We start from the raw sequence: 12,036 nt of genomic DNA, 5'->3' as shown, positions 1-12,036 counted from the left end.
TTACAGATTTATTATACACCAATTCATTTCAAAGTCAAACATTTTCTTTCAAAAACTATCACTTTTTTAATAAAACAGCAAAATGCAATAAGAAAAGGCTGAAATTCGCATTCAACCTTTTCTTTTCTATACTGTTATACTGTCGCTTTGATTGCTGCTTCAACAGCTACTTTTTCTTTGTCAATCAAATCAATACGAGCGCAAATTTCTTTGATTCCCATACTAATGTTACGGCTAATTGCCAAATCAGATAATTGTGGTTCAAAGAAGGCTTTGTATTCTGCTAAACGTTCATACGTCTTAAAGGTACTTGCTGGATAAATGACAAATTTGTCAAAACTCATATCTCCACCAAGAGCTGCCTTAATCCAATCCCAATTGTCACGCGCCCAGGTCCAGACAATTCCTTGTGTGAAATCATGTTGTAAGAAAGTAAAATACCAACTCATTGCTAAATCCTGCGGTTTTACAACATCCTTATTTTTCCATTCTTCTAAAAGATGGGTGAGGGTTGTTTCGTCCTTGGTATAAGAAAGAGCCGAAGCCAATTGACGTTGGAAGTTACCGTCAACCGTTGTAATGTAGGTTGCTAGATATTGATCGGTCAATTCCTTTGTCTCATGGTGTTTGATTTGGTTAATCAAAATTTGCAAACGAGTGGCTGCTGGAAGTTTTTCCAAGTTTTCTTGATGCGCTTCAAAGATTTGGCTCGCTTTTTGGCTCGCTTGTTCATCATCAGCTGCAATCATATTTGCCACAACAATTTGACGTACCAATTCATCTTCATCTGTTTCACCGTCTTTCGCTTCAAAGCCAAGTCGGTCAAAGTTATCTTCATTCAGCTTAACGAGTAATTTTTTAAAGGCTGCCTCTGTTTCTGTCCCTTCGTCCACAAAAGTCTTCAAACCATTTAGAACAGCCTTCACAGCAGATACTACAAGATAAGATGTTTCATTGGTTAACTTTTCAACCACTGGAATCAAATCTGCAAATGAAACAAAACCAGCTTCCGCCACCAGACGACGTTCTTGTACTACTTGTAACTTACTTGTATTATCCAAGTCCGTAATAGTTGCTAAAATATTATCCAACAATTCCCCTTGATAATCAGTAATGTAATGCGCCGTATTTTCTGTATTGAAACGAAGTGCTCCTTCATTTTGCGCTGCCAGAGCTGCATAATTTGGAATCTCAAGCGCTTCGGTTTCTAAAGTATCTGGAATACCAGTCCAATTGCTATTCAATGGCACAACCCATAAACGGTCTTTTTCTTCTTTTTCTCCAACAAAGAATTGTTTTTGAGAAATTTTGAGAGTGTCATTTTCCACAACCGCTGTTAAAACTGGATAACCTGGTTGTTCTAACCACGAATCCATAAAGGCTGCCACATCACGTCCTGAAGCTGCACCGAGAGCATTCCACAAGTCACGACCAATCGTATTACTGTATTGGTGTTTAGCAAAATAAGTATTCAAACCTTTTGCAAAGGCTTCATCTCCTAACCAACGACGAAGCATGTGCATGAGACGACTTCCTTTAGCATAGACAATTGCTGGGTCAAACAAGGTATTGATTTCGTCTGGATGCTTTACTTCCACATGGACAGATTGAACACCGTCAGTCGCATCCCGTTTTAGAGCCAGAGGAACGCCACTTGTTTGGAAGTCCTCAAAAATGTTCCAAGTCGGCTCAATAGCGTTCACACAGACATATTCCATCATATTGGCAAAACTTTCATTGAGCCAAAGGTCATCCCACCATTTCATTGTAACCAAATTACCAAACCATTGGTGAGCCAATTCGTGAGCAATCACAAGAGCTACTTGCTGACGGCTTGTAACAGTTGAATTTTCATCTACTAAAAGATAAACTTCACGATAAGTGACCAAGCCCCAATTTTCCATAGCTCCTGCAGAAAAGTCTGGCAAAGCTACATGCAGAGATTGAGGAATCGGATATTTTACTCCGTAGTATTCTTCATAAAAATCAATAGAGCGAACTGCAATATCTAAAGCAAATTCCAAATTTGAAACATGGTGAGCTTTGGTAGAGTACACGCCGACCAAGGTACCATTCTTCGTTTTTGCTGTAACACCCTGTAAATCACCAGCCGCGAACGCCAAAAGATAAGACGACATGCGAGGAGTCGTTGCAAACTTCCAGATGCCAGTTGCTTTTCGATTTTCTACATCAACTTCTGGCATGTTTGAAAGTGCGATTTCTCCTGCTTCTTGGTCAAATTTCAAAGAAAGGTCAAATGTAGCTTTTGCTTCTGGCTCATCTACACTTGGAAAGGCTTCACGTGCAAAATGACTTTCAAATTGAGTAGAAAGAACTTCTTTTTTGACTCCATCAACAGTATAGTAAGAAGGATAAATCCCCGTCATATTATCTGTAATTTTACCTGTATAAGTCAGCGTTACTTCAACAACTCCTGCTTGACCAAGCTCAACGTAAACTGCTTCATTTTCATTATCTACAGAGAAAGGACGAGCTTCGCCAGCTACCTCAACGGACTGGATTGTCAAATCCTTCTGATGAAGAGAAATTTTTTCACCTTTTGCTTCTCCGCTAATGCTGACCTTACCTGTGAACGTTTTTTGCTCCCGATTCAAATCTAAAAAAATATCATAATGTTCTGGAACAAATGTTTCAATAAAATGTGCAACTGCTTGCATATATGTCTCCTTAATAATATAATCTGTAACTATTGTAACATAATTCACGTGTCCTAACACAATTTCTCTATCGTTTTCCTCATTTTGTGATAAAATAGAAATACGTTACTATTTTAAGGAGAAATCATGTCTGAATTTTTTGATATTACGATTGTTGGTGGGGGGCCTGTGGGTCTTTTTGCTGCTTTTTATGCTCACATGCGTCAAGCAAAAGTGAATTTGATTGATTCGCTGCCTCAGCTCGGTGGACAGCCAGCTATTCTCTATCCTGAAAAGAAAATTCTGGATGTTCCTGGTTTTACTAATCTAACAGGTGAGGAATTGATTGAGCGTTTGATTGATCAAGTAAAAACATTTGAAACAAGCATACATCTCAATGAGACTGTATTAGATATTGAAAAAAACGATGAATTATTTACCTTAACAACTAGCAATGGGAAGCACATTTCAAGAGCCATTTTGATTGCTATGGGAGGTGGTGCTTTTAAACCTCGCTCACTTGATTTGGACAATGTAGAACAATTTGAAAACATTCATTATCACGTTTCCAATATCAATCAATACGCTGGACAAAACATTGTGGTTCTAGGAGGTGGTGATTCTGCAGTAGATTGGGCACTTGCTTTTGATAAAATCGCTCCGACACATATCATCCATCGTCGAGACACCTTCCGTGCTTTAGAACACAGTGTCAATGAACTAAAAGCTTCTACTGTCACGATTAAAACACCATTTATCCCAAGTCAACTTATAGGTGAACGAAACAAACTCACTCATCTTGAAATCACTAAAGTGAAAAGCGATGAAACGGAGCTCTTGCCGCTTGATCAGCTTTTCGTCAATTATGGCTTTAAATCATCTGTTGGAAACTTAAAAAAATGGGGAATAGAACTCAATCGCCACAAGATTATCGTCAATAGCAAACAAGAAACTTCTGTCGCAGGTATCTATGCTGCTGGCGATTGCTGTAGCTATGACGGAAAGATTGATTTGATAGCCACAGGACTAGGCGAAGCTCCTACAGCTATCAACAACGCCATGAATTATATCTATCCCGACCAAAAAATACAGCCAAAACATTCGACCAGTCTTTAAAAAGCAAAAAGAAGCTGGGACAAAAGTCCGACCTCAAATATAAAAAGCGAACAAAACTAGTTTTCTGGTAATCAGAATTCTGCTTTGTTCGCTTTTCGCATTTAATTATAGATTTGAAGGGCTTAATAATTAAGATTTTTAAAAATTGAAATCTTTTTGTCCCAAACTCTTTTATATGTGCTTATTTCACACTATCCATTTTTTCTCGGCAAGCCTTTTCGATGAGGTCAAGTTTTTCAACACTTTCCTTTTCATCTTTACCAATTGAATAGATGTATAGTTTGATTTTAGGTTCGGTCCCTGACGGTCTGAGTGCATACCATGAACCATCTTTAAAGTAATATTTCAAACAGTTTTGTTTTGGAAAATCAAGGTAGCCATCTTTAAAGTCAATCACTTTTTCAAGTTCCATTGCTCCAATTGTTGTCAACGGATGTTCTCTAAATTCTTCCATCATTCGAGCGATTCTCTCTTGACCTTCTACACCTTCTAGCTCAAGCGAAACTTGTCTTTCATTATAGAAGCCAAACTCTGCATAAATATCATTTAAAACATCTAACAAAGTCTTACCTTGTTTTTTAAAGTAAGCAGCCATTTCTACAATCATCATAGAAGCACTGACAGCATCTTTGTCTCTGACAAAAGTTCCATAGCAAAAGCCAATACTTTCTTCATAACCGAACACATACGTTTTTTCTTTAGTACGATCATATTCGTTGGCTTTGCCACAAATATTTTTAAATCCAGTCAGGGTTTCTACTGTTTCAATACCATATTTCTTCGCAATCGCTCTAGATAAATCACCTGTAACAATAGATTTCACCATGACAGGATTTTCAGGTAAATTATTGAGAGCAGAACGTTGTGAGAAAATATAATAAGAAAGCAAAGCACCGATCTTATTTCCGTTTAAAAAGACATAATCACCGTTTGCATTTCTTACTTCCAGCGCAACACGATCGCAGTCTGGGTCATTAGCAATCAAAATATCACAATCATTTTCTTTTCCAAGTTTTTCAGAATAGGCAAATGCTTTTGGAAATTCTGGATTGGGATAACCAACTGTTGTAAAATCTGGATCAGGAAATTCTTGTTCCTTTACGACATAGATATTTTCAAATCCTCTTCTTTTCAGAATTTCTCTGACAGGAATATTTCCTGTACCATTCAAAGGCGTATAGCCAACCTTAATAGATTTATCAACATCTTCATTGATTGTTAAATTGAGAACTTCTTGGTAGTAATCTTCTTCGACAGATGCATCAATATAATTTGCAAGACCACTTTCCAAAGCTTCTTCAAAAGGAATAGATTTGATGTCTTCAAAGTTGACAATTTCATCCATGTGACCTGCAATTTGGCCTGCAATGTCATCTAAAATTTGTGACCCTTCTTCCCAATATGCTTTATAGCCATTGTATTCTTGTGGATTATGACTAGCTGTCACCATCACGCCAGCCTTACAGTGCAATTTTCTAATTGCATACGAGCACATTGGCGTAGGATGAATGCCATTGTAAATATAAGTTTTGATGCCATGAGCAGCCATGATGGAGCAGGTCAATTCAGCAAATTCTTTTGATTTATATCTGACATCATAGCTGATTGCAACGCCTCTTTTAATCGCTTCTTCACCATGGTCTTTCAAGGTTTCAGCCAATGCTTGGGCTGCTTTTCCCACCATGTATTTATTCATACGGTTGGTACCAGCACCCAATTTCCCACGAAGACCAGCGGTCCCAAACTCAAGACCCTTGTAGAATCGATCTTCGATTTCAGCTTCATCATCCTGAATAGACAGCAAATCAGCTTTTGTTTCTTCATCGAAGAAATCATTGTTTAGCCATTGTTCATAAACTTCTTTGTAGTTCATATAACGACTCCTTTTAATATATTATTTCTCAATAATTCCATTCTATACTACCTTTTCGTTTTTATCAATCCTTTTCCCAATTTTTCTTTAAAACGCTTGCAGTTTTTTGTTTAAAACAGTTATTTATATGTAAACCTCACAGATTTTATCTCTCTGTGGGTGATTGTTGATTAGGTAAATTTTAATCAATAAATTGAATATCATTCTCATCTAATGCAAAAATATCCTGATAAGCAACATCTAGCTTAGATAATAGATCAACAGACTTAACGTAATGCGCATGTAAAAACAAGACTGCAGGATGAACTTTCTCGAATTCATAGTCTGGTGCCTGCTAAAGCTTGATATCATGGTAGCAATATTACAGGAGACATATTAGAAACTACTTAACTTGTGCTAATTTGTCTTGATAATTTTCTTCAATAGCTTTAGCAATAAAATCTTTTTTTATTTTTGTAATAAATCTAATATCATTAAACAAGTGAAAAATAGTTGAAATATATCCCCCAATATCAACCTTTTTCACCAAATCTCCAGCTCCTCTCTTTACTGCAATAAGTACAATACCAGCATTTACCAAAGACGCTAAGTCTTTATTAACCTCCTGCAACAAGTTTTCCTTGGCAGTTAAGGTCACAAAGTTCTTTTCCTGATTAAAGGTCACCTCATAGTTTCCGTTCTCCACTTGTGTTTTTTCCTTATCAAACACATAGCCTGCTGGAAGGTAGTCTTCGAAAGTAAGGCTTGTTGTTTTGGCACGATTGGAAGAAAAAGCGTCTACTGTCAGTGGGTAAATAACAGTTGAAGCCTTTGCGACTGTTTTGCCATGAAGATTAGTTTGGTCTGTATTCACCACTTTTTTCATAATTTCGGGCGTTGTTGTCAGACGGTAGTCATGGTAGTGAACCATTGGCACTTGTGGTGCTTTGGGCAAGGGTTTTGAAGTAGGAATTTTCGGCAAAGTGACCTTTGTTAAGGTCAAGCTAGGTTGTGTCACTTTCTCTAGTGGTTTCTCTTTAAAAGTCACATGTGGTTCAGGCGTAAACGTCTTTGGTGTGAAAGTTTTTTGCACCACCTTAATCGGATCAGGTACGGGATCCAGTTTTGGGGTCACATATGGTTTGGGACGATACGGTTTAACAGTCCGTGCGACGGGCAAAGTATTTAAAGCAAACCAATAGGTCTTTCCACCCACCTGCATCGGCATGTCTCCCTGCCCAAAAATCACTGTATAGGTATTCCCTGATGTGACGGTTGAGACAATCGCACCTTTATAGGCATAGCGGCTAGAAGTCGTATCCCATTCCTCTGACAACTTCAAATCACTGGCACGGTTGGAACCTAGTGAACGAGCCAAACCTTCATTTGTCACTTGAATCGTCGAGCCATTGATAGGAACAAATTTACCAGACGAATTCTTCACATATTCCAGACCGATATCATTATGATTCAGTGAGGAGTGAGTAAAGACACCTGGTTTTTCCTTAGTGAAAGCTACTTGCGTTCCGTCTTCCAAAAAATACTTGGCTTTGACACGGAACTCCATCTTATCGGTTCTCCAATTTCCTGTTCCATCATTTCGGTAAGCAATAAAACCTTCTGTTGGATCGTTTGGCACGACTAACTGCACTGCATTGGTGCCCGTTGGTGAAACAAGATTAGTAATATCATAAGTGATACGACTAATCCTCTTCCCATCAAATCGGGCATTTTGTAAGTTTTGATAAGTGAAGCTTAAGGTTTCACCTGTCTTAAAAGAGTCATATACAAAGAAGCCTGTGGAATCTAAGATATTATAATAGCCTCCAAGCATAGCATTGCCTTTCGCAATAATACGGTCTGGATTGCGGGTATTCGCTCCATGTTTAGCTTGTGGTTCCCCATTATTCAAGTTTAAAGCTTGAGCAAGGGCTTCTGAAACATACCCCTCTTCTCCTTTGGAAATCTCTGCTAAGTCACGCTTGTAGCGGTTCATTTCTTTTGCATTATAAGCATCAATGGCTTCATTTTCTTTCTTTGCGGCTTCTTCTTTTTCCTTGTTGCGTTTGGTGATAGCTGCAATTTCATCCGCACGATCTGTGGCCAATTTCTGTTGGTTGTTATTGTACTCATCAACAGCAGCTTTACCCGCTTTGTTTTCATCATCAATCGCTTTTTGTCCAGCTTGATTGCGTTTGTCAATCGCTTCATTATCAGTCTTTGCCTTAGCTAGACCTGTTTCATTTTCCTTTTGAGTAGCCAGATTCTTTGCGACAATGACATCTGCGGCTTTTTTCTTGGTCACATATTCTGAAAGATTATCCTTATTTATCTGATCAATAGTAGCTACTGAAAACATGTAATCCCGATAGCCTGGAACAGTTGAGCCATCTCCTGACGATACAGTTTGAGTCGTTACGGTCACATCAGCAAATTTATCTTGAGTCTTCACTTCTGAAACCTTGGTATCAACAGAACTGTTTAAGCCATTTCCTGCTTGAGTCGCTTCTTTGTGACTGGCCTCTAACGCAGCATTCCCTTTTTCAGCACGTGTTTTATCCTGTTCATGGGTTGCTTTATCAGCTTTATAGGTATCTGTTATCTGAGTGATTTCCTCAGCTTGTTTAGCAACATCGGCTTCAGCTTTAGCTAATTGTTGGTTAGTCTCACTAGCTGATGTCGTGTTGCCCAAATCCATTGGCTGCTCTTGAACAGTCTTGACACCTTCTGCTTTCGCTTGATTAACAGCTTGGGTTACCGTGTCATGAGGAACGGTTACAGTAATCGCACCGTCTGTATGACCAGTTGAAGCAAGACTATTCGTCTGTTGGGCAACTGGTGCTGGCTGTGCTTGAGGCAAATTGGTGGCAGGATTTTCCGTTCGTTGAATGATGTTATCCTGTGGTGCCGTTACTTCGTCAGCCTGCGCCACTGCACCACCCCATGCAACAATAGCTGTGACCATGGTTCCAATAGCTACCGAACAAAGCGTACGATACTTCTTACTTTTACGAAAGACATGCTTCTCTGCTTTTTCCTGATTCACTAAAAAGTGATGATGACATTGTTTTGTCATAACTAATCCTTCTTTTCTTTTGATAAGTAGCAACAAACTGTCGCTCTTTCCCCATCATAAAAAAGAAGGCTTGATTTTGGTATCACATCAAGTAAGAGAATAGTAAACTGTATAGATAACATCTAAAAATGTTGCTTTTGTACTGTAAAAATGGTAAAATTGCGGTACAAAAGCAACAAAGAGAGGGAGAAATATGTCTAAAAAAGAATTGTTACTTGAGTACTTAGACAATCATAACGGCATGATTACTTATAGAGATTGTAAAAAATTAGGTATTCCAACCATTTATCTAACTAGACTAGAAAACGAAGGGGTTATCTTTAGGGTCGAAAAAGGTATCTATCTATCCTCTAGTGGAGGTTATGATGAATACTATTTCTTTCAGTATCGTTACCCCAGAACTGTTTTTTCTCATATCTCTGCTCTTTATCTACAAGGACTTACAGATGAAATTCCTCAATATTTTGAAGTAACAGTCCCAAGGGACTACCGTTTTAGGAATACACCATTAAATTTAAATATCCACACTGTTTCTAAAGACATTGTCAACTTCGGGGTCACCAGTGTAAAAACTCCAATGGGAAACACCGTTAACGTTTATAATTTTGAACGTGTTCTGTGTGATTTTATCCTTAATCGAAATAACATTGATGCTGAGCTCTTTGTCAAAACACTTCAAACTTATAGTAACTTCCCTAAAAGAAATCTCGCAAAGCTCTATAAATATGCTCAAAAACTAAATATCTTAGATGAAGTTAAACGAACCTTGGAGGTACTACTATGAATAAAGCAAAATTAACAGCACTCTGCCATAAAATATCGAAGAATACTGGATTAACCTTTAATTCCGTCATGACCTATTACTTTCTTGAAGCTATTCTGAAAAAATTAAGTCAGAGTTCTTATTCGAATCACTATATTTTCAAAGGTGGATTCCTACTTTCAAACGTCATTGGGGTCGAATCTCGCAGCACTGTTGATATTGACTTCCTGTTTCATAAACAAACTTTATCAGAAGAAAATATTCAACAACAACTTGAAGAAATTTTAACTGAAGCGAAAGATGGTATTCAATTTTCAATTCAATCCATAACAGCTATTAAGGAAAGCGATGATTATGGTGGTTATCGAGCAACCATTTTATGTCAACTAGAAAATATTAAACAAATTATCCATTTAGATATTGCGACTGGAGACATTGTCACACCTTACCCTGTTACCTATGACTATAAAGCCATTTTTGATGATGGCAATTTTCCAATCATTGCTTATACGATTGAAACAATCTTAGCTGAAAAACTCCAAACCATTTATTCACGAAATTTCTTGAACAGTCGCAGCAAAGATTTTTACGATGTCTATATCCTTTCAAAGCTAAAGAAAGATGACATTGATTTTTCACAATTAAAAATTGCTTGTGAAAGAACCTTTTCCTATCGTGAAACTGAACTCGATTTCAATAAAATCATTGAACTACTGGAGAGATTCAAATCTGACTCTATTCAACAGCAACAATGGCAAAATTATTCAAAAAAATATAGCTATACAAAAGACATTCTATTCACAGATATACTTAATGAGATTATCAGCCTCTTGATAGCTCTCAATTCTAATCATAACGTTTAAGTCGTGACTGAAAGACTTTAAAGCTAGCAGCTGACCTTGCCATAAAAAAAAACAAAAAGAATATGCTAACATTTTTATACTTTGTTAGCATATCCTTTTTATTTCGTTGTGTAGGCAAAACTGATAGTACTATCCACTCCTGATAATTTACGGAAGGTATAGTTGGGATTGCCGTTATAGTTGGTCTCTGAGATAAGAAATGACCCATCTGGGTAAACTTTTTCAACGAAGGCCACATGCCCGTACTGTCCACCCGCAAAGGAGACAATCGCTCCTGCTTTAGGGATGGTTCCTGTTTCACCACCGAGACTAGCCGCAGTTCGTACCCAATCTTGACCATTGCCCATGGTATTGATAATCGGAATTTTCTCACCATTTCTGCCTTTGAGTTTTAAGCCTAATTGGTTAATCCGTGCAGCTACTCCCCATGTACATTGACCGTAGGCATAGCCCATACCATCACCACCACCTGGGATAGAGTTGTCATAGAAGTCACCACGAACAGCTTCCAAAGCTTTTGGATCACTTTGGGCAGTCCCACCATTTGGCTGACTAAACCCTTTTTCGATTTGGTAATACCACTCAGTTGCTCTGGTTTGGCGCTCTAAGAGCTTATCTCCGCTATTTCCTTCCCAATAAATGAGAAAGAGTTGAGCAAGGTTTGCTGGACTTCCTGAATGTTTGAAGAAGTCCTTTAACCAGTTGGTGTAATAAGGACTATCGCCATGCAACATGAAGTCCAGTTGTAAGCCTAAGTCATACCACTTCTGATTCTTTCGTTTAGCATATTCTAACAAAAGTGTGTGACGGCGTGACCCATCAGCGGTGTCTGTCCACTGTCCCAATCCTAGTCCACGTCTCAAGATATTAGGGTAATGACCGTTATAAATAGCTTGGCCACCCAGAGACAGCCACCCCTCATCATCCCAAGAGTTTTCTCTTGCCCCAACTGGAAGAGATAGGTAGTCGCCTTCAGCTCGTTTGGGATTGATAGAGGATTCTACCGACCAGTTTCCTAAAATAGCTGCGATGGCTTGATTGGTTGCTCCTTGACTTTTCAGGTACTCATAGATCGCTTTCACTCTCGCAAACTCATCTCCGCCAAACTGACCAATGGCTGGTATAATAGTGGTTTGAAGCTGAATCACTTTAGGAAAGTAAAAGGCTGGATTGACATAAACCAACTTGTCCGTGTCATCGTCCACCTTTTGATAGGTGACTTTTAGCCCCGTACCATCTTTAGTTTGGCCAATATCCTCTCCTGCTAGGACTCGCTGACCAGCCGTCACTCGACCAGTATGAACATTATAAGGCTCTTTGTCAACTGTAGTGGGTAGATGAAAAGCTAAGATCTAGAAAGGCCAAATTTCGTCCTTTCTTTTTTGATATTTAGGGCGATAAAAATTCGTTTTTTGAAGTTTTCAAAGTTCCGAAAACCAAATGCATTGCGCTTGATAAGTTTGATGAGATTATTAGTGGCTTCCAATTTTGCGTTGGAATAGGGTAGTTGAAGGGCGTTGACGATTTTCTCTTTATCCTTGAGGGAAGGTTTTAAAGACAGTCTGAAAAAGAGGATGAACCAGCTTAAGATTGTCCTCAATAAGTCCGAAAAATTTCTCTGGTTCCTTATTCTGGAAGTGAAAAAGCAAGAGATGATAGAGATTGTAGTGGTGTTTCAAGTCTTCTGAATAGCTCAAAAGCTTGTCTAG

Annotated in this window: 5 protein-coding genes and 3 pseudogenes; 3 read left to right on the top strand and 5 right to left on the bottom strand. The window is 38.4% G+C overall.

Annotation, left to right across the window (positions count from 1 at the left end; all coding sequences use genetic code 11):
• Positions 1-134 precede the first annotated feature (134 nt).
• Positions 135-2,678, bottom strand: coding sequence for a M1 family metallopeptidase (locus HMPREF2574_RS00455; RefSeq protein ID WP_070812032.1), 2,544 nt, complete (start codon positions 2,676-2,678; stop codon positions 135-137).
• 126 nt (positions 2,679-2,804) lie between these two features.
• On the opposite strand from HMPREF2574_RS00455, the gene HMPREF2574_RS00450 reads away from it, so the two are divergent.
• Positions 2,805-3,773, top strand: a complete 969-nt coding sequence (locus HMPREF2574_RS00450) for an NAD(P)/FAD-dependent oxidoreductase (protein WP_024052346.1) — start codon at positions 2,805-2,807, stop codon at positions 3,771-3,773.
• A gap of 181 nt (positions 3,774-3,954) precedes the next feature.
• Here the strand turns inward: HMPREF2574_RS00450 and HMPREF2574_RS00445 are convergent, their stop codons facing one another.
• Entirely contained in the window at positions 3,955-5,646 is a 1,692-nt protein-coding gene (locus tag HMPREF2574_RS00445; protein WP_024052345.1) for a phospho-sugar mutase, read from the bottom strand.
• A 577-nt stretch (positions 5,647-6,223) separates the two neighbouring features.
• Positions 6,224-8,701 (bottom strand): annotated as a pseudogene (locus HMPREF2574_RS00440) (GbpC/Spa domain-containing protein); the annotation flags it as partial.
• A 193-nt stretch (positions 8,702-8,894) separates the two neighbouring features.
• Between HMPREF2574_RS00440 and HMPREF2574_RS00435 the strand changes: the two are divergent.
• Complete coding sequence (locus HMPREF2574_RS00435) at positions 8,895-9,485, top strand: type IV toxin-antitoxin system AbiEi family antitoxin domain-containing protein (RefSeq protein WP_024052556.1); 591 nt, start codon at positions 8,895-8,897, stop codon at positions 9,483-9,485.
• Complete coding sequence (locus HMPREF2574_RS00430; RefSeq protein ID WP_070812031.1) at positions 9,482-10,327, top strand: nucleotidyl transferase AbiEii/AbiGii toxin family protein; 846 nt, start codon at positions 9,482-9,484, stop codon at positions 10,325-10,327. Before HMPREF2574_RS00435 ends, HMPREF2574_RS00430 begins: the two co-directional genes overlap by 4 nt.
• 98 nt (positions 10,328-10,425) lie before the next feature.
• Here the strand turns inward: HMPREF2574_RS00430 and HMPREF2574_RS00425 are convergent.
• Positions 10,426-11,637 (bottom strand): annotated as a pseudogene (locus tag HMPREF2574_RS00425) (phage tail tip lysozyme); the annotation flags it as partial.
• A gap of 35 nt (positions 11,638-11,672) precedes the next feature.
• Positions 11,673-12,036: pseudogene (locus HMPREF2574_RS10005) on the bottom strand (transposase); the annotation flags it as partial.

The organism is Streptococcus sp. HMSC034E12 (genome assembly GCF_001835915.1).
Lineage (GTDB): Bacteria > Bacillota > Bacilli > Lactobacillales > Streptococcaceae > Streptococcus > Streptococcus vaginalis.
The sequence above is the reverse complement of the archived record's forward strand: the minus strand, read 5'-3'. Positions and strand labels throughout refer to the sequence as shown.